The sequence below is a fragment of the Acinetobacter lwoffii genome (assembly GCF_024129685.1).
Lineage (GTDB): Bacteria > Pseudomonadota > Gammaproteobacteria > Pseudomonadales > Moraxellaceae > Acinetobacter > Acinetobacter lwoffii_X.
Window position 1 is genome coordinate 129,497 of the sequence record NZ_JAMXXL010000001.1, and the last position, 19,661, is coordinate 149,157.

Genomic DNA, 19,661 nt, shown 5'->3' on the forward strand with positions numbered 1-19,661 from the left:
CGTAAGTATTTTACAAAAAACAAACATCCCGTTAATCTATAATTTTCGCTATGCGATAATGACTGAGCTCACGATTAAGATGACTGTATATAACAAATTAAAGCTTGCCATTTTAGCCATTGTCGCTTCACAAAATATTTATGCGATTAATGTAGATCCGGTTCAGATTCAGTCTGCCCCTGGGGAATTACTCTACGCAGAAATGACTTTTCGGCAGTCTGATATCAATTTGCCGATTGAAGTCAGTCTGGCTTCACCTGAAGATTTACTCTCGATAGGTGCATCGCATCAGCCACCTGGTCATCTGAACTTTTTTACTCGGCGCAGCAATAATGGCACCGGGGTTATTACTATTACTTCTTCTCGCCCCATGACAGAGCGCGAGCTGAATATTATTGTCAAAATCAAGGAAGGCAATGCTGCACGTCTGCAACATATCCGTACGCCCTTACAAGCTAAAACTGATTTATTAAAAGCTAGTCTCAAACAGAATGAACGTCCGCTTGCACCAGTTGTCGTCGTCAGTGAAAAAGATATTGCACTCAACTTACCCGTAAGTAGCCATTACAATACGGCAGCCTCCACAGCCTTAAATAAGCTACCGGCTCTAGAAAAGCCGTTGGCATTGCAACGCACAGCACCACCGACATTATCGAACACTTCTATTCCAAAAACTGCATTTGCGCCAGCTGTAATGGCATCAACTCCAGCGATTCAGGCTCAAGCGATTACGCCTGTACTGAAAAGCGAGGCTGTAACTGCACCCGATACTCCAGCCCCAGTTAAAACTGCACCGGCGCTTTCAGATTCAGTAAAGACCTCACAAGCAACTCTTGCATCGCCGGCTCCTGCAGCAGTCTCGACTACAGATAAACCAACCAGTACGATACCAGCAAATCAAAGTGCATCAGCACCAAATAAAGCAAATATGCAGAAAGCTGTAGAGTCCCATTCTGATCATCAAACTGCTTCCAGTGATCCATTGGTGAAAAAATTTGCTGAGGAACAAGCCAGAAAATCAACTGGATCAGCTAATCCGGTGAAAACTCCAGCTCCAGTTACTACAAAAGCTTCACCAGTCAAAGCAACTCCGAATCAGACTCAACCTACTTATGTCGTTCAATCCAATGAGTCACTGTGGGGGATTGCAGCACGAATTGCTCAACAGCAGCAGCGCCCGGTCAATGAAGTCATGCAACAAATTAAAAAAGACAATGAGCATGCTTTTATTGGAGGAAATGCCAATCGTCTACGTAAAGGTGCTGCATTGAACTTAAATACGACTCATCCTACACCTGCGCCTATTAAAGTCACTGCGGCAAAGCAAACCGAGCTACCGTCTAAGCCTACTGGCAAGACTAAATACCGCCTGAATCAGGCAGAAATGAGCCTAGTGGCTGAGAACCAGCGCGATTCCGGGCAAGTTTCTGCAAACCAGAACACAGAACGCAATCAAACATCAAAGGAATTGTCATTAAAAGTTATGACAGCCCGAGAAAAAACCGTTAAATTACAGAGAAACGTAACTGAATTAGAATTGGCACTCAATCAGAAGGATCACAGAATTCAGTTATTAAATGCGCGTCTGGCCCAGCTACAACAACAGCTCAAAGCCCAACAAGCAGATAAGAAGCCAATTAATTAAAAAGTTACACATGACGATTTATTGGGATAGGCGAACTTAAACTACTCTATCCCCAAGGGGTAAAACATGCTGATTTATGTGATTCCATTAGTGATATTGATCATCGTATTAATTGTCTTTAAAAAACGACAAGATGCTCAAGAATCAGATAAAGCAAAAACTAAAACGGTAAAAGCGAAAAAACCTGGCTCTGCTTCAAAAGCTGCTCCACAAAGAACCAAAGTAGTGGAGCCAGTCGGGGTCACAAAAAAATCAGCAACGCCATTATCAACAGAAACACGCAAGAAAATTGAAGGCCTGATTCAGGAACGTAATTTTTTTGCGGCCGAAGCACAGATTAACCAGGCACTGAATCGGGATAATTCCCAGCATGAACTCTATCTATTGTTATTGGATATTCATATCTTACAGCAAGATGATTTTGCAATTACTCAACTGATTAATCATATTCGTACTCTGAAAATCGATGAAATTCTCTCTCAGGCTGAAGAAAAAAGAAGCGCCTATGAAGGAGAAAAATCAGTTAAACCAGATCCAGTTTCTAAGTCTGTTGTTCCCGCATCGAATACAAGTGATTTTGATGAATTGAGTCTTACATCACTTCCTGTGGATAAAAAAGCTGGTTTAGCATTCGAGCAACTACAACAAGAAAGTGCGCCAGTTAAAGAAGAACCAGCACCTCTTGAATTTAATTTTAAGCCAAGTGCTGCGCCTGCCTCAACCACCGCAACAAAGACTGAGCCTGAACAAGACAACAGTTTTGACTTTAATCCAAAGAGCAGCTTTACTCAGAGTGTGCCGACTGAATCAGCACCATCAGTGGTTAATGAAGTTCAGTTTGATTTTGAATCTTTTAAAGTAGAGCCAACAACGTCAGAAATTTCTTCTGTAGCTTCTGATCGCCTAGAAACAGATTCTGAAAATAAAACGAATCTTAATCAGATTCCTGATCTTGATCTTGATCTCAATTTAAGCACTAATAATGAACAGTTACCGGCTAGCGATGAAGAAATCAAGCCTCTAGATTTTTCTTTCTCGCTTGACACGCCAGTACCAGCAGCTGAGAAAACTGCAGTGCCAGCGACTGAGTTTGACCTGTCTAGCTTGACAGCTGCAGCACCTGTGGCAGAACCAGCGTCACAAACCAATCTATCAGGCATGGATTTCAAATTAGATCATTTAGAAACCACGCCAGAAGCGCCTGCTGCAACAGTGATGAGTTTCGATCTCCCTGCTACGCCAGCTCAGGCAGCCGTAGACCAGCATGATCCACTCGTACAATCTTTCCCGGAATTACTGGATGTTAATGAAGCAAGTCTTAACCTGGATCTTGCCCAGCAATATATTCAACTCGGTGCCTACGCCGCTGCCCGTGAAATCATTGCCGAGCGAGAAGCTGAATATACTCCTGAACAACAGCAACGCGCAGAGCAATTACTAAATCAAATCGCATCCTGATGCATTTCGATTTACACTAAAGCAGTCAATAATTGGCTGCTTTTTTTATGATAAAAAATATTGCATTAATTTATATGGGTGGCACATTCGGCTGCGTGGGAGATCCTCTTGCACCGATGCCTGCTGATTTATTTATTCCAAAGCTCGAACAGATACTTGCAGAGCAGTATTTCGTCGAATGCCATCATGCACCCGCCATTAAGGACAGTAGTGCCTGTACAGCAAGCGACTGGTTGCAACTGGTACAGTTTATTCAGCAATTGCAATCGCGGCAGATCCAGCATTTTGTGATTATTCACGGTACAGATACGCTGAGTTATGCCAGTGCAGTACTGGCACATTTTATTGGAAACTCGGCGCATGTGGTACTGACCGGTAGCCAATATCCGCTGCTGAATGCTCAAGGCAATGAACAGCGTGAATTTAGTGATGCCCTAGATAACCTGAAATTTGCACTAGATTCCGTCAGCGAATGTAGCGCTGGGGTCTATCTGGCATTCCATCATCAGCTGCTACATGCGCAAACTGCACTGAAACAGCATACTACTGAGTTAAATGCCTTTTCCGGTCTTGAGGCCAATATTGCAATCCAAACCAGTCAAGCGTGTTATCAGATCAAAGCTGAAGATATTACGAAAGCGACTGAATTCAACTGCATGAGCATCATGATGCAGCCAGTTGATCTGACCCAGCAGCTGAATAACCTGAACAACCTATTGGCTCGACCACCACATTTTTTATTTCTGCAAGGTTTTGGCACTGGCAACCTGGCGGTCAATGACGCCATGATTGCACTCATTGATCAACTCTATGAGCAGGGCTGTATTTCCGTCTTGACCACCCAAGTGCCTTTTGGTGCGACGGATCAGCGCTATGCTATTGCCGAATGGGTCAATCATTGCAAAATTTTGCTGAATGAAAGTTATGGACATGCGGATCTGTATGCAAAAGCCCTAAAAATGTATTTACAATACGACACTGTAGAGCAATGGCATCGTCATTGGTACGATCAATAAGGTTTTGAGGTCATTATGCAACGTTTTGCGGTGGGAATTGAGTTTTGTGGGATGCATTATCGAGGATGGCAGACTCAACAGCCGGGTGTTGCAAGTGTGCAAGAAACCATTGAGAAAGTACTGAGCCGAGTTGCCGATCAACCGATTAGCCTGCAGGGTGCCGGCCGCACGGATGCCGGAGTACATGCGACCAATATGGTGGCACATTTTGATACCGATGCCCTGCGTTCTGAACGTGGCTGGCTCATGGGCTGCAATAGCCAACTCCCTAAAGACATCTCGATCCAGTGGATCAAAGAAATGGATCACAGCTTCCATGCCCGTTTTAAGGCACAGGCGCGCCGCTATCGCTATGTGGTCTACAACCACCCTGTCCGCCCGGCATTGCTGCATAAACAGGTCACCCATGTCTATGCACCGCTTGATGTTGAACAGATGATATACGCCGCGAAAAAGTTTGAAGGCACGCATAACTTTGAAAGCTTCCGCGCCGCAGCCTGTCAGTCCAATCAGCCCGTTCGTCATGTCAGCCATTGCCACCTGATTCAGCATGGTCAATATCTGGTATTGGATATTCAAGCCGATGGCTTTCTGCACCATATGGTGCGCAATATCATGGGATGTTTATTGGAAATTGGTCAGGGCATGTATGCTGCCGATCATATTGATAATATTTTCGCGGCAGAAGACCGTAAAGCTGCTGGTGTGACTGCGCCAGCAGATGGTTTGTATTTTATTCATGCCGACTATCCGGCGCAGTTTGAATTACCTGAATTACCCTTAGGTCCGCACTGGCTGAATATGCCGGAATAGTTTTTAAATTTTTTAGAATATTTACCTCCCCTAACCCCTCCTAAAAGGAGGGGAATTCCTCCCTTTTTTTAAAGGGAGGTTAGGAGGGATTTTTAACGCTGCTTCCGTTTCCGATATTCCACCGGCGTCTCATTGGTCCAGCGTTTAAAGGCACGGTAGAAGGTACTTGGCTCGGAAAAACCGGTCAAATAAACAATTCGTTCTACACTTTCATTAGTACTCGCCAGCAAACGCTTGGCCAGACGACAGCGATAATCCGAGAGAATCTGCTGAAAACTGGTATGTGCCTCACTCAGTTGTGTTCTCAAACGGCGTGGCGTGATATTCAGTTGGGCTGCTACCGTTTCCAGTGTGGTTTCACCACTTTCTAAAGTAGAGCCAATCGCACGACGTACTTCACCGACCAGATCATATCTTGCCAGTTCCTGTAGCTTTTCAATGGCCAGTTGCTCATGCAACTGCAACAGCTCAGGTTCAGCCTGCCACAGCGGATATTCCAGGATAGTCGAATCGAAGTACAAACGGGTTTCTTTCTGACCTAGACTGACCGGACACTCATAAACCCGGAAATATTCATCATCAGGTGCCCCTTTGGAAAAATTAAAGTCGATATAAATCGGCTCAAAACGCCCTTCGGTAATAAATTTAAAGAAACGCAGGACACCTGACATGGCGCATTCAGTAAAATGACGATTCACCAGACTCTCAGCAAAAGGCTGTTCACCATTGGTTAAATAGCAGCGGTCATCTTCAATCACCAATTTGGCAGCAAAGGCATCGCTGATCAGTCGCTGATAAGCCAAAGCACGTTTCAGTCCCTCACCAAAATTTTCAGATGAAACAAACAGGTGTTCAATGACCTGACCACGATAAAGTGGCAGGTGCTCACCCAGATGCAATCCAATATCCGGATCCTTGCTGACTTCCTCTGCCGCCACCCAAAAGGCATACTGCGCACTCAGCGGAGTACGGTCATTGGCTTCTACCTGATTTAAAGCCACTCCTGCTTTGGTCAAAAGTTCTTCTGTTGGCAACCCCGCACGACGAATCGCCTGATAGCCTAAACGCAATACGACTGATGCATCCGTTAGCTGACTCACTCAAAAGCCTTCCTTGTATGTACTTCATTTATACTTAAAAAGATTAATTTTAGATTAACTGTGATTGACCAAACTGACAACAGAAACAGGTGTCTTTTTAGTTAAAAAAATTATCGTGACAGTTCGCCTATTTTACTGGCAGATGATCAGTCTAACGCCCGTTTCGTCTTGTATTTTGCAAAAAAATTGACTATAATTTGCGCCTTTCCAATTTATTCATTCAGGTAGGCTATGGCCAATAAAGAGGAACTCATCGAGTTCGAAGGCGTTGTCACCGAGACGCTTCCTAATACTATGTTCCGTGTACGTTTAGAGAACGGTCACGAAGTGATTGCCCACATCTCTGGTAAAATGCGTAAACACTATATCCGTATTTTAACTGGCGACAGTGTGAAGGTTGAAATGACACCTTATGATTTGACTAAAGGTCGTATCACATATCGTGCACGCTAAGTTTTAGCGCAAGCAAAAGCCACTTTTAGTGGCTTTTTTATTACTTGAATTATTTATCAATCAGTAAAATAATTTGACTCAGGCCTATAAATTCACGACTATTCATTGAATTAAAAATAACATGTATAAAAACAATGAATATGAAATGCTTATCCCTACTTTCCAGCTTGTTTGTCGTTGCGTGCGCTACCGGCGGCAATCAGCATCTGCATCAGTCTCTACAACCTTATGTAGGTCAAACTGCCGCACAGGTTCGTAGCCAGCTTGATCTTCGTGCCATTGGATTCAAGACCTCCCAGCAACCGATTCAAACCACAGAATTTCTCAGCTACACTATTTTTCGGGATATGAATATTCCAATGGAAACGCCGAATATTAGTCAGAGCATTCCGATCGGCGCACCAATGCCGATGCCCTCAAATGGTGGTTATAACATTGAGATGAAATGCCAAATCTGGTTTGACTTGAAAGATGAAATTGTTCAGGCGATTCGCTTTACCGGTAGAGCTTGCTGAGCTGTACTCATCGAGTTCAAAGCCTGTATCGGATTAAATCAGGGATCAACCTCACCACGCTAAACTTCTACCGTGTATCAAATCACAACAGTATTTTTGCATGGAATGCGCTTACACTCATTTTATTTGGTGTGAGGACAGCTCATGAAGTTCACACTGATTTTAGTATGCTGTACAGCATTCAGTTTGCTTAATGCATGCAGCACCACCTCATCAACAACTGCGCAGCGTGATGCCTATTTACAACAGTTCATTGGGCAAAGCAGCCAACTGATCGATCAAACTCTGGATCTAAAACGTTTAGGTTACCAGCAGATCAGTGAGCCTGAACGCAGCGCAAAACAATTAAGCTATGTGGTACAACGGCCCATTACCATTCCTTTGCCTGTAGCGCAGTTTCCTGCCACAGGAACAGGCACTGTACCGATTCCTGTCTCAGTAAGTCCTGCCGGCGGCTACGACGTCAAATTGCAATGTAAAATCACCTTCTTACTCAAAGATAATATTGCGACCGCGGTACGCACCACAGGCCGAACCTGTTAAGGGGTTTAAGCTTTGAAATTTCTATTATAAAAAAACGCAGCTCAAGGCTGCGTTTTTTTGAATCAAAACAGGCTTAGTTCAATGCAGCAACGACTGCTTGACCCATTTCAACCGTACCGACTTTTTGCATGCCTTCAGACATGATATCTGCCGTACGCAAGCCTTGATCCAAGACCTGACCTACTGCATCTTCAATCGCTTTAGCAGCCGCTTCTTCACGGAAGGTATAACGCAACATCATCGCCACCGAAAGAATCGTCGCTAATGGATTTGCCAGGTTTTGACCGGCGATATCTGGTGCAGAACCATGACAAGGCTCATACATGCCCTTGCCATTTTCATCCAGAGATGCCGATGGCAACATGCCGATTGAACCGGTCAACATCGCAGCTTCATCAGACAGGATATCACCGAACAGATTCGAGGTGACAATCACGTCAAACTGCTTTGGCGCACGCACCAGTTGCATTGCGGCATTGTCGACATACATATGCGATAAATTAATTTCAGGGTATTCGGCATCTTTCAGCGCAGTCACTGTCTGTTTCCACAGCTCAGTCACTTCAAGCACATTGGCTTTATCCACTGAACATACTTTACCACCGCGCAAGTTGGCCATTTCAAAAGCGACTTTAGCGATACGCTTGATTTCAGACTCTGAGTAAACGTCAGTGTTGTAGCCTTGCTTCTCGCCATTTTCCAGTTCACGGATACCACGTGGCTGACCGAAGTAAATACCACCCGTTAACTCACGCACAATCAGAATATCCAGACCTGCTACGATTTCAGGCTTCAAACTTGAAGCATCAGCCAGTTGCGGATAAAGAATGGCTGGACGCAAGTTAGCAAACAGATTCAGTTCGCTACGCAATTTCAATAAACCACGTTCCGGACGGATTGAACGCTCAATCGTGTCCCATTTTGGACCGCCCACGGCACCGAGTAAAATCGCATCGGCTTTTTTAGCCTGTTCAGAAGTCACGTCTGGATACGGTGAACCGTGCGCATCAATGGCTGCACCACCGAGTAAACCCTGTTCCCATGTCAAGTCGAGATTAAATTTTTCATTTACACGAGTCAGCACCTGCTCTGCCGCTTTGACAATTTCAGGACCGATACCGTCACCAGCTAAAATCAAAATTTGTTTAGACATGAGATTTTCCGTTTAAAACGTCAGATTCAGACCTGACAGAGGTTAGATTTTCTTTTCTACAAACTCTGCAATCCCGGTGACTGCATTATAGGGTTTGCAAAAACGACGAATGGTTTTTTGCTCTTGTACCAGATCTACACAGAGCGGATCCGGTGCCGAAGCATTTAATAAACTGCTGCTACGCGCACTACGGTCACGGAACATTTTTAAGCTATAGCGGTTATTGGCCTGAAAACGATGGAATACATGTAAAGTTTCCGCTTTATCCTTACTGATCGGATAGAAACGCACGACCAGTTCATGCTGTCCTGCCGGCACGGATAAATAAATCGGGTTGGCCTGATTTAAATTTTTGGCCTTCAAGCGCACCAGTTTCTGCTTCAGCGCCTCATCACTGATGCGGCCATTGTCGGCGTTGACAATAATGGTCTGATTGAAGCGTTCGAACTGGCAATCTGGCGTCCCTGTACAGTAGATCAGGGCATTGCTTTTGCTCTCAGTATTTTCTTTGGCATGTTTGAGTTTCATCGTGTCGATGCTTTGACATGCAGTCAACAGCACCGATACTGAACTTAAAGCAAGCCACTGTTTCCAATAATTCGCCATAATGTCTGTCTTACCCAATCAAAAAACTCAATAATCTTCCGATATTAGCAAGGGCATCGCAGTCATGCCATGACAATTTTTACTGATTTATCCATGAATTTCGGCAAATACCCAAGGACGCGATTGTTTGGTTTTTTCTTCATAGGCACGAATATCATCCGCCACCTGCAAAGTTAAGCCAATATCATCCAGACCATTTAACAGGCAATGCTTGCGAAATGGATCGACTTCAAACTTAAAGCTTTCACCCGTAGGGGTACGAACTTCTTGTGCTTGCAAGTCAATGGTCAGTTGATAACCTTCATCTTCCGCACATTCCTTAAATAACTGCTCAACAATATCTTCAGCCAAAATCACAGGCAACATACCGTTTTTAAAACAGTTATTAAAGAAAATATCAGCAAAGCTTGGCGCAATCACGGTACGCAAACCATATTCGCTCAAGGCCCACGGCGCATGTTCACGGCTAGAACCACAACCAAAGTTGGCACGTGAAATTAAAATAGATGCGCCCTGATAACGTGGCTGGTTCAAGACAAAGTCCGGATTGATCGGACGAACTGAATTGTCCTGACCTGGATAACCTTCATCCAAGTAACGCAATTCATCAAATAAATTTTCACCAAAACCAGTACGTTTGATCGATTTCAAAAACTGTTTTGGAATAATTAAATCGGTATCGACATTGGCACGGTCTAAAGGTGCAACGATACCTTGTTCAACGGTATAAGCTTTCATATTTATTTCCCAACGAATTCGTAACCTCTCCCTACCCCTCTCCTACAAAGAGAGGGAACTCCTTCTCCCTCTGGGAGAAGGTCGGGATGAGGGCTTAAACTAGAATGAACGAACATCAACAAAGTGACCTGCGATCGCAGCAGCGGCTGCCATGGCTGGACTCACCAAATGAGTACGACCGCCATTGCCCTGACGACCTTCAAAGTTACGGTTCGAAGTCGAGGCACAATGCTCGCCTGGTTGTAACTTGTCAGCATTCATCGCCAGACACATTGAACAGCCAGGTTCACGCCACTCGAAGCCCGCCTCGACAAATACCTTGTCCAGACCTTCCGCTTCTGCCTGAGCTTTGACCAGACCAGAACCCGGAACCACCATCGCCTGTTTGATTGAAGATGCGACTTTACGACCTTTGATTACTTCAGCTGCAGCGCGGATATCTTCAATACGCGAGTTGGTGCACGAACCGATAAATACACGATCTAACTGGATGTCTGCTAATGCCTGACCTGCATTTAAGCCCATATATTGATAAGCACGGTTCCAGTCATTGCGTTGTACATCATCTTTGGCTTGTTCTAAAGTCGGTACTGCTTGAGAGACCGGAATCACCATCTCAGGGGAAGTACCCCAAGACACTTGTGGCTCGATTTCTTCACCTTGCAATACAACAACCGTGTCAAAGTATGCGTCATCATCTGAATGTAAAGTATTCCAGTAAGCAACAGCCTGATCCCACTGATCTGCAGTCGGCGCATAAGGACGGCCTTTAACATACTCAATGGTTTTTTCATCGACAGCCACCATGCCGACACGGGCACCGGCTTCAATCGCCATGTTGCACACAGTCATACGACCTTCGATAGACATGTCACGGAAGACCTGACCGCCAAATTCAATCGCGTGACCAGTACCGCCTGCAGTACCAATCTTGCCAATAATCGCCAAGACCACATCTTTCGGTGTTACGCCCTGACCTAATTTGCCATCAACGCGTACCAACATGTTTTTCATCTTCTTTTGAACCAAGCATTGGGTCGCCAATACATGTTCAACTTCGGATGTCCCGATACCATGCGCCAAACAGCCAAAAGCACCATGTGTTGCCGTATGCGAATCACCACATACCACCGTCATGCCCGGCAAGGTCAAGCCTTGCTCCGGCCCGACCACATGCGCGATGCCCTGACGGATATCATTAATATCAAATTCAACAATATTAAAGGTCTTGCAGTTGTCATCCAAAGTTTGCACCTGGATGCGCGAAGTTTCATCTTCAATTCCGGCAACGCCCTGCTCACGCTCTTTCTTCGAGGTAGGTACGTTATGATCCGGTGTGGCAATGTTGGCACTTAAACGCCATGGCTTACGCCCGGCCAATTGCAAACCTTCAAAGGCCTGTGGAGAAGTCACTTCATGTAATAAGTGACGGTCGATGTACAGTAAGGCAGAACCATCATCACGTTGCGTTACTAAATGGTCGTCCCACAATTTATCATATAATGTTTTTGCTGTTTGGGTTGCGCCTGCCATGTCGATGTACTCCACTGGACTGGGTAAATTCTTTCTCTGATTTTGATTATATCGCTGCAATCACATAAATCTAATTTATCATTTTTATCAGTTAAAAAACTTTTTGGAATCTTTTAAAAGCTGAATCAAATCATGCTTGAGCTCTATTTTTATAAATCTAATTTTCCGATTGATTTATAAAAAATATTCGCTTTTACAAATTAAATGAGAATTATTATTATTTCTTCATCGACAGAAATGATGATTTTGAGGAACTTCGACATGGCACATATTCAACGCTTCGTAGACAACAACCAGCGCATGTTCAAAAAAACCTTCAGCTACTACATTATGCACATTACTGTGGCGATGATTGTGGGTTACTTGGTGACCGGCAGTTTGACGATGGCCATTGCCTTAAGTTTATTAGAGCCAACGGTACAGGCAGTTGCTTTCTTCTTCCATGAAAAAATCTGGGAGCGTAATAACCAACAGCAGAATGAGGACATTACCGTCTAAATTCTTCGGTCGAGGTTCCTGATGAAAGACTGCCCTTAAAGGTGGTCTTTTTTAGTTTTTAAAATTCTAAGGCTTTGAAAATGTATAGTAATTCAGCACTGCAACATAGATGAGCTAATTTTGCTTTGATTTATTCTTAAAATATAACAATAATAGATTTACACATAAAAATTCTTTATAGGTGATTAAGATGAATCTCGCAGCCTTTGAAGCCTTCGTGAAAGTCATGGAAACCGGTTCGATTTCTCTGGCCGCAGATCAGCTCTTCATTACCCAGCCTGCTGTCACCAAACGTATTCACAGTCTGGAAGAATACTTTGGGGTCAAGCTGTTTGAATCTGCCGGACGTGGCGTACAGGCCACCCACGCGGCGCATTCGCTGTTGCCTAAAGTGAAAAACTGGCTGAATGAACTCGGTGATATTCATTATACCTTGAGCCATGAACAGGGTCAGGTACAGGGCAAACTAAAAATTGGTACCAGCCATCATATCGGCCTGCATCATCTGCCGAGTCATTTGCGCCATTATGTCCAGGAATATCCGGACGTGACCCTGGATGTGCATTTTGTTGATTCCGAGCAAGCACATGAACAGGTAATTGCCGGCGATCTTGAACTGGCATTTTTAACCTTGCCGCCCCGTGGTGATGCGCGTCTGAATTACGTAACCATCTGGAATGATCCTCTGGTCTTTGTGGTGGCACCGTTTCATCCGCTGGCACAGCAAAAAAATCTGTGTCTGGAAGATTTGCTCGACTATCCAAGCCTGTTGCCATCATCACAGACCTATACCTCGCAAATCACCTTGGCCGAATTTGAGAAACAGGGCATCAAACCGAAAGTCAGTATGAGTAACAATCCGCTGGAATCAATCCGGATGCTGGTATCAATTGGTTTGGGCTGGTCGGTACTGCCAAAAACTTTGGTCAATCATGACCTGCACCAGCTGGATATTAATCTGGAAATGAACCGTCGTTTGGGCATGGTCTGGCATCCCGGTCGTACTCAGTCCAAAGCAGCTCAGGCTCTGGTTCAGCTCATGCAGGGTGCCTCGCTGTCTATTTAAGCCGTTCCTGAACATGCTGCATCCAAAACGGTGCAGCATTTTGTTACCTAAATACACCCCATCTGGCGATATCTTTCGAGTATTTTTAAGACAATTCCATTCTTTTGCAGTGCAGAGGAATGCTTAAAACTATTCGATGGAGCCTGACGGATGCAGCTCGATTCTCCCTTAAAATCCCACTCTCAAGATAAAACAAATACAAGCAGCCTATGGCTTTCGGCCAAACCAATGCTGCTGCCCACGCCGGCACTTGATTTTGCCGATGAACAGACTGCCCGGCACTGCCTGCGCGAATATTTCCTGAATACCTTTGACACCTATGAGCAACTGTTTGAATGCCTCAAGCATGAAGATGCTTTTTTCATCAAGCCCATTACTTTACGTCACCCACTGATTTTTTATTTTGCGCATACCGCCACTTTTTTTGTCAATAAACTGCTGCTCAGCAAGCTAATTAGCGAACGCCTGAATCCGCATTTTGAAAGTATCTTCGCGATTGGTGTGGACGAGATGAGTTGGGATGACCTGGATGAAGTGCACTATGACTGGCCCAGTGTGCAGGAAGTCCGTGATTATCGGCATCAGGTACGCGCCCTGATCCTGAACATCCTTGAACATGCTCCGCTAACTCTACCCTTAAACTGGCAAAACCCTTGGTGGACCATCATCATGGGCATCGAACATGAACGGATCCATCTGGAAACTTCTTCTGTGCTGATCCGCCAGCATGCTTTGGAACATGTACGCCAGCATCCGCAATGGCGTGCCAATATTATTACCGGCATGGCCCCGGATAATATTTTGCTGGATGTGCCGGAAGGCAAAGTGCATTTACAGAAAGATTTTAACCATCCATTTTATGGCTGGGACAATGAATACGGCCGGCATCAAGCCGAGGTTGCAGCTTTTGCAGCCTCCAAATATCTGGTATCGAATCAGGAATTTCTGGCCTTTGTCGAAGCTGATGGCTATCAGACCGAACACTACTGGAGTGAAGAAGGTCTAGGCTGGCTGCAATTTTCACAAGCTGCTCATCCCTGTTTCTGGCGCAAAACTGAATTGGGTTGGTCACTGCGACTGATGCTGGAAGAAGTGCCGATGCCTTGGGATTGGCCGGTAGAAGTGAATTATCATGAAGCCAAGGCCTTTTGTCAGTGGAAATCGCAACAGCTTGGAAAAACCATTCGCTTGCCGACTGAAGATGAATGGTATCGCCTGTATGCCGTTTCAGACCTGGATCCAGATTTACAAAGTCCTGAACAGGCCAATATCGAGTTGAAATACGGCACCAGCTCCTGTCCGGTGGATCATTTCAAGCAGGGTGATTTTTACGATATTCAAGGCAATGTCTGGCAGTGGACTGAAACCCCGATCTATCCATTTCAGGGTTTTCAGGTGCATCCATTTTATGATGATTTCAGTACACCGACCTTTGACGGTCGCCATAACCTGATGAAAGGTGGCTCCTGGATTTCGGCGGGCAATGAAGCTTTATATAGTTCCCGCTACGCCTTCAGACGGCATTTCTTTCAGCACGCTGGTTTTCGCTACGTCGCTTCTGATCAAGCATTGCAACATTTCCCTTCGCATTATGAAAGCGACCAGCTGGTCTCCCAATATCTGGAATTCCAGTATGGTATCGAATATTTTGGTATCGCTAATTTTGCCAAAACACTGGTCGATCTGGCACAACCCTATTTTCAGCAAACGCCGTGCCATCGTGCCTTAGATATTGGCTGTGCTACCGGCCGCGCCAGCTTTGAACTGGCACGCTCTTTTGATCAGGTAACCGGTTTGGACTTTTCGGCACGCTTTATCCAGCAAGCAGTTTATTTGGCTCAAGGCCATAGGGTACGTTATCAGCTGCCACTAGAAGGTGAATTAAGCGAAGAAAAAAGCTGTTCACTTGAAGATGTCGCTTTAGATCAGGTTGCGTCGAAAACGGAATTTTTTCAGGCCGATGCCTGCAACCTGAAAGCACATTTTAGCGGCTATGATTTTATTCTGGCAGCGAATCTGATTGACCGGCTGCATCATCCGAAAGACTTTTTATTGCAGATTCATAAACGTATCAATATAGGTGGAATTTTAATGCTGAGTTCGCCCTATACCTGGCTGGAAGAACATACGGCACGTAGTGAGTGGCTAGGCGGTTTTCAGGAGGATGGGGAAAACATCACGACGTTGGCTGGTATAAGCAATATCTTAACCCAGCACTTTGAATTGGTGGCCGAACCCCAAGATGTGCCTTTTGTGATTCGAGAAACGGCCAGAAAGTATCAACACACGCTGTCACAAGTCACGATCTGGAAACGTGTTCGCTAAAGGTAAGGTGATGGCCTAAAAAAAGCCAATCATACGATTGGCTTTATATCTTATCCTTCACTGGTTGAATTTTCATGCAAGGATTCATTGAGTTGATCTACCACAATCGCCCATTCGCCATCAGAGGCTATTTTCTCGCTTAAAAATTGACGTTGTGCCTCTGACCAATACGGCGCATCCAGTAAAGTCAGATCTTTATGCAATTGATGCTCGTGAATAAATGTTTCAATACCTTCTGCACTGGCATCCAAGCCAAGCTGCTGGAACAGATGTGTCATACGCGGTCGAACGTGAGTCATATCTCATACCTCAGAATCTACTATTGTTATCATGTCCTGTTTTTTGAGCATAGCATGTCTGATTCAGCCGGACTATGAAAAAACATTAATATTCAAATGAGGCAAATAAAAAGCACAACCGAAGTTGTACTTAATAATCACATCAATGAGTTCGGAGTGATTAGATCGACCAGTCCTGTATTTCCCAGCCTTGTTCTTGGGCTAGAGTTTCCAAGCGATCATCCGGATTCACTGCAATCGCATGATCCGCATATTCCAGCAAGAAACGGTCATTAATCGAATCTGAATAGGCCCAAGACTCGGTTACATTGCGACCCTCCAGCCATTGTTCCAGACGCACCAACTTGCCTTGCTGATAGCACGCTGTATTGATGACTTTACCAGTATATTTACCATCAATGACTTCAGCATTGGTGGCAATAATTTCAGTAATTCCGAATTCACGAAAAATGGGGGCGGTAATAAAGTCTGAAGTCGCGGTAATCCCCACTAAGGTATGCCCTGCTTCATGGTGGCGCCCAATGGCTTTAAAACCTTCAGGACGCATTTGTGGACGAATGACTTTTTGCATGAACAGTTGATGTAATTCAATCAAATAATCATTGTCATGTTGGGTTAGAAACTGGAACACAAATTCATTATAGGCATAAGGATCCAGCTCACCTTTTTTATAATCGTCATAGAACTTGTCATTCATGGCGCGATGCTGAACTGGATCGACCAGGCCCTCACTGACCAGAAACTCTCCCCAAGAATGATCCGAATCCGTGTTTAACAAGGTGTGATCGAGATCAAATAGCGCCAATTTCATGAAAATACTCGTTAAAACTGAAATTTAAGAAAAAAATTGTAAATCTATCTCCGCTAGTCGATAGAAATTCGTTAAGATCATAGCAATTTTAACATTTTTAAACTTTGCTTTTTTCGAGTTGGATAACGAAATAATGCTCCCCGATGGCAAAGGCATAAATTAAACAATTTTTAGGTAGCCAAATGATCGACTCTGAAGGTTTCCGACCGAATGTCGGGATCATTTTGGCAAACGATGCTGGACAGGTTTTATGGGCAAAACGCATTGGTCATAATGCATGGCAATTTCCACAAGGCGGGATCCAATATGGAGAAACCCCCGAGCAGGCACTCTATCGTGAGCTGAGAGAAGAAGTTGGCTTATTGCCCGAACACGTCCAGATAGTCGCGCAAACCAAAGGCTGGTTGCGCTATCGTTTGCCGCATCGATACATTCGTACGGACTCTGATCCGGTCTGTATCGGTCAAAAACAAAAGTGGTTTTTACTCAAACTCACGGCCCCCGTTCAGCATATTCAGTTGAATCTGTCTGATCCGCCCGAATTTGATCAATGGCAATGGGTCAGTTATTGGTACCCACTCGGTCAAGTCGTGAATTTCAAACGTGATGTTTACCGCAAAGCCTTGGTGGAGTTGTGTCAGCAACTGCCCCAGCAAAAACCTTAAAAAATCGCATAAATAATGCAGATTTTTTACGCGGCTATTGTTATAAATAAACTTCATTACTGAAATTCTGAATAGACGGAGCAGACCTTATGTCGAATATGCAACTGGACACCTTGAGACGTATTGTTCAGGAGATCAATGCGTCCACCAGTTTGCATGAATCACTCGACATTATGGTCAAGCATGTGGCCGAGGCCATGCAGGTTGATGTCTGCTCGATCTACCTCCTCGATGAACGCAATCAGCGTTATCTGCTCATGGCGTCTAAAGGCCTGAATGCAGAATCTGTCGGCCATGTGTCTTTGCAGACCGGCGAAGGTCTGGTGGGCCTGGTTGGACAGCGTGAGGAAATTGTCAATCTGGACAATGCCCCTAAACACGAGCGCTTCCTGTTTTTACCTGAAACCGGTGAGGAAATTTATAACTCCTTCCTCGGTGTGCCAGTGATGTATCGCCGTAAGGTGATGGGTGTGCTGGTGGTTCAGAACAAAGAATCACAGGACTTTTCTGAAGCTGCTGAATCCTTTCTGGTGACACTCTGTGCGCAGCTTTCTGGCGTCATCGCCCATGCCCATGCCGTCGGCAATATCGATGTATTCCGTAAGCCAAGCAACCTGCCCGCCTATAAAACCTTTCAGGGAGTTTCTGGCTCCGGTGGTATTGCCTTAGGTCGTGCAGTGATTCTCTATCCGCCAGCAGATCTTGCCGCAGTCCCTGACCGTGAAGCGGATGACATTAGCGAAGAACTGGAGCTATTAGATAACGCCCTGAATTCAGTCCGCGAAGAAATTCAGTCGCTAGATGACAAAATGCAGGATGCGTTGATGGCCGAGGAACGCGCACTGTTTAGCGTGTTTTTGCGTATGCTGGATGAAAATGCCCTGCCTGCAGAAATCAAGGCCTTTATTCGTGAAGGTCACTGGGCACAAGGCGCCGTGCGAATTGTCATTGACAATCATGTGGCACAATTTTCCCAGATGGAAGATGATTATTTACGTGAGCGAGTGGCGGACTTAAAAGATCTGGGTCGCCGCATTCTGGCACGTTTACAGGAAGCCGATGCCAGTCACCGTGAATTGACCGATGAAAGTATTCTGATTGGTGAGGAAATATCGACGGCTGCACTGGTTGAACTGCCCGTGGATAAAATTGCCGCGATTGTCACTACCGAAGGCGCCATGAACTCGCATATGGTGATCGTGGCGCGTGCCCTTGGCATTCCCACCGTAGTCGGTGTAACCGAACTGCCAATCAATACCCTCGATGATGTGGAGATGATTGTCGATGCGCATCAGGGTCGGGTCTTTATTAATCCGCCACGTCGCCTGCGCAGTCGCTATAAAGAAATTCAAAAAGAAGAAGAACAGATTGCCAAAGATCTGCGCCAGTACGAAACCAAAGATGCGATTACTCCGGATGGCGTAGCGGTCAAACTCTACGTCAATACCGGTCTGATGATTGATGTGGTGCGTGGCGTACAGCGCGGTGCCAAAGGTGTCGGTTTATACCGTTCTGAAATTCCGTTTATGTTGCGTGACCGCTTCCCGGGCGAAGAAGAACAACGTGCGATTTATCGTCAGCAACTCAGTCATTTTGCCAATAAACCGGTAGTGATGCGAACGCTGGACATTGGTGCAGACAAAGACCTGCCGTATTTCTCGATTGAAGAAGAAAATTCGGCACTCGGCTGGCGTGGCATTCGTTTTACCCTGGATCATCCGGAAATTTTTTCTTCACAGATTCGCGCCATGCTCAAAGCCAGTATCGGACTGAATAACCTGCATATTCTGCTGCCAATGGTGACCAGTGTCAGCGAGGTCGAGGAAGCGCTCTATCTGCTGGAACGTGACCATGCGGCGATTCAAGAAGAAGAACAGGTCAAGGTAAATAAACCAAAACTCGGCATCATGGTGGAAGTGCCGAGTGTGCTTCATCAGATTGATGAATTTTCCGAACTGGTGGATTTCTTCTCGGTCGGCTCCAACGATCTGACCCAATATCTGTTGGCTGTGGATCGCAATAATCCACGGGTAGCCAATGTCTATTCACATTTACACCCTGCAGTACTACGTGCTCTGACCCGTCTGGTCCAGGACTGTCATCGCAATGAAAAACCGGTCAGTATCTGCGGTGAAATGGCAGGCGATCCACTGTCTGCAGTTTTGCTCATGGCCATGGGCTTTAATACCCTGTCAATGAGTTCCAGTAATATTTTGCGGGTACGTAAAACCATTTGTCATGTTCCGATGAGTGATGCACAGGAATTGCTGCAACATGTGTTAAAAATGGACAATCCACTCATAGTAAAAAGCTGGTTAGAATATTATTTCAGAACCCATAATTTAGGGGATATGGTGAAATCAGCATCACGTATGGTGAGTGCCTAATACGGGACTTTTTCCAGTCCCTCGACAGTGGTAGAGG

The 19,661-nt window shown here is 45.2% G+C and carries 19 protein-coding genes; 12 read left to right on the forward strand and 7 right to left on the reverse strand.

Annotated features, from left to right (window positions below):
• Nucleotides 1-58: 58 nt before the first annotated feature.
• The 4 genes from NI464_RS00600 to truA all read left to right on the forward strand — a co-directional run bounded on the left by NI464_RS00600 (nt 59) and on the right by truA (nt 4,932).
• Nucleotides 59-1,645: a FimV/HubP-related protein gene (locus tag NI464_RS00600; protein ID WP_253137589.1), complete on the forward strand. Its 1,587-nt coding sequence runs from the start codon at nt 59-61 to the stop codon at nt 1,643-1,645.
• A 66-nt stretch (nt 1,646-1,711) separates the two neighbouring features.
• Entirely contained in the window at nt 1,712-3,103 is a 1,392-nt protein-coding gene (locus NI464_RS00605) for a type IV pilus assembly protein FimV (RefSeq protein ID WP_253137590.1), read from the forward strand.
• A gap of 47 nt (nt 3,104-3,150) precedes the next feature.
• Nucleotides 3,151-4,119 (forward strand): asparaginase domain-containing protein, encoded by a 969-nt coding sequence (locus tag NI464_RS00610; protein ID WP_253137591.1) that lies wholly within the window; start codon nt 3,151-3,153, stop codon nt 4,117-4,119.
• A 15-nt stretch (nt 4,120-4,134) separates the two neighbouring features.
• Nucleotides 4,135-4,932 (forward strand): tRNA pseudouridine(38-40) synthase TruA, encoded by a 798-nt coding sequence (truA, locus tag NI464_RS00615; protein ID WP_253137592.1) that lies wholly within the window; start codon nt 4,135-4,137, stop codon nt 4,930-4,932.
• A 92-nt stretch (nt 4,933-5,024) separates the two neighbouring features.
• On the opposite strand, the gene NI464_RS00620 is transcribed toward truA, so the two are convergent.
• Complete coding sequence (locus NI464_RS00620) at nt 5,025-6,032, reverse strand: AraC family transcriptional regulator (protein WP_253137593.1); 1,008 nt, start codon at nt 6,030-6,032, stop codon at nt 5,025-5,027.
• Between the two features lie 231 nt (nt 6,033-6,263).
• On the opposite strand from NI464_RS00620, the gene infA reads away from it, so the two are divergent.
• The 3 genes from infA (at nt 6,264) to NI464_RS00635 (ending at nt 7,543) form a co-directional block, all read left to right on the forward strand.
• A complete protein-coding gene (gene infA / locus NI464_RS00625; protein WP_001284370.1) occupies nt 6,264-6,485 on the forward strand; it encodes a translation initiation factor IF-1 in 222 nt (73 codons plus the stop codon).
• Nucleotides 6,486-6,619: 134 nt separating this feature from the next.
• On the forward strand, nt 6,620-7,000 hold the full coding sequence (locus NI464_RS00630) for a hypothetical protein (RefSeq protein ID WP_253137594.1): 381 nt from the start codon (nt 6,620-6,622) through the stop codon (nt 6,998-7,000).
• Between the two features lie 144 nt (nt 7,001-7,144).
• On the forward strand, nt 7,145-7,543 hold the full coding sequence (locus tag NI464_RS00635; protein WP_004278492.1) for a hypothetical protein: 399 nt from the start codon (nt 7,145-7,147) through the stop codon (nt 7,541-7,543).
• Nucleotides 7,544-7,616: 73 nt separating this feature from the next.
• Here the strand turns inward: NI464_RS00635 and leuB are convergent, their stop codons facing one another.
• The 4 genes from leuB to leuC all read right to left on the reverse strand — a co-directional run bounded on the left by leuB (nt 7,617) and on the right by leuC (nt 11,573).
• Nucleotides 7,617-8,696: a 3-isopropylmalate dehydrogenase gene (gene leuB, locus NI464_RS00640; RefSeq protein WP_064094871.1), complete on the reverse strand. Its 1,080-nt coding sequence runs from the start codon at nt 8,694-8,696 to the stop codon at nt 7,617-7,619.
• A 42-nt stretch (nt 8,697-8,738) separates the two neighbouring features.
• The gene (locus tag NI464_RS00645; protein ID WP_044111836.1) at nt 8,739-9,302 is read right to left on the reverse strand and encodes a hypothetical protein; all 564 of its coding nucleotides are present in this window, start codon (nt 9,300-9,302) and stop codon (nt 8,739-8,741) included.
• 87 nt (nt 9,303-9,389) lie between these two features.
• Nucleotides 9,390-10,040, reverse strand: a complete 651-nt coding sequence (gene leuD / locus NI464_RS00650) for a 3-isopropylmalate dehydratase small subunit (RefSeq protein ID WP_004729456.1) — start codon at nt 10,038-10,040, stop codon at nt 9,390-9,392.
• A 99-nt stretch (nt 10,041-10,139) separates the two neighbouring features.
• The gene (gene leuC / locus NI464_RS00655; RefSeq protein WP_100534650.1) at nt 10,140-11,573 is read right to left on the reverse strand and encodes a 3-isopropylmalate dehydratase large subunit; all 1,434 of its coding nucleotides are present in this window, start codon (nt 11,571-11,573) and stop codon (nt 10,140-10,142) included.
• A gap of 261 nt (nt 11,574-11,834) precedes the next feature.
• Between leuC and NI464_RS00660 the strand changes: the two genes are divergently transcribed.
• From NI464_RS00660 to ovoA, 3 genes are all read left to right on the forward strand, one after another.
• Nucleotides 11,835-12,071 carry a DUF2061 domain-containing protein gene (locus NI464_RS00660; RefSeq protein ID WP_005107971.1) on the forward strand — a complete coding sequence of 79 codons (237 nt, stop codon included), beginning with the start codon at nt 11,835-11,837 and terminating at the stop codon, nt 12,069-12,071.
• Nucleotides 12,072-12,261: 190 nt separating this feature from the next.
• Complete coding sequence (locus tag NI464_RS00665; RefSeq protein ID WP_005107972.1) at nt 12,262-13,137, forward strand: LysR family transcriptional regulator; 876 nt, start codon at nt 12,262-12,264, stop codon at nt 13,135-13,137.
• Nucleotides 13,138-13,287: 150 nt separating this feature from the next.
• A complete protein-coding gene (gene ovoA / locus NI464_RS00670) occupies nt 13,288-15,462 on the forward strand; it encodes a 5-histidylcysteine sulfoxide synthase (RefSeq protein ID WP_253137595.1) in 2,175 nt (724 codons plus the stop codon).
• A gap of 50 nt (nt 15,463-15,512) precedes the next feature.
• Here the strand turns inward: ovoA and NI464_RS00675 are convergent, their stop codons facing one another.
• Both NI464_RS00675 and NI464_RS00680 read right to left on the reverse strand, forming a co-directional pair.
• Nucleotides 15,513-15,761: a DUF2789 family protein gene (locus NI464_RS00675; protein ID WP_004278500.1), complete on the reverse strand. Its 249-nt coding sequence runs from the start codon at nt 15,759-15,761 to the stop codon at nt 15,513-15,515.
• Between the two features lie 160 nt (nt 15,762-15,921).
• A complete protein-coding gene (locus NI464_RS00680) occupies nt 15,922-16,572 on the reverse strand; it encodes an HAD family hydrolase (RefSeq protein ID WP_004729447.1) in 651 nt (216 codons plus the stop codon).
• A 182-nt stretch (nt 16,573-16,754) separates the two neighbouring features.
• Here NI464_RS00680 and NI464_RS00685 point away from each other — a divergent pair, with 182 nt between their 5' ends.
• Nucleotides 16,755-17,237 (forward strand): RNA pyrophosphohydrolase, encoded by a 483-nt coding sequence (locus NI464_RS00685; RefSeq protein WP_004278502.1) that lies wholly within the window; start codon nt 16,755-16,757, stop codon nt 17,235-17,237.
• 89 nt (nt 17,238-17,326) lie between these two features.
• Entirely contained in the window at nt 17,327-19,624 is a 2,298-nt protein-coding gene (gene ptsP / locus NI464_RS00690) for a phosphoenolpyruvate--protein phosphotransferase (RefSeq protein ID WP_253137596.1), read from the forward strand.
• Nucleotides 19,625-19,661 lie beyond the last annotated feature (37 nt).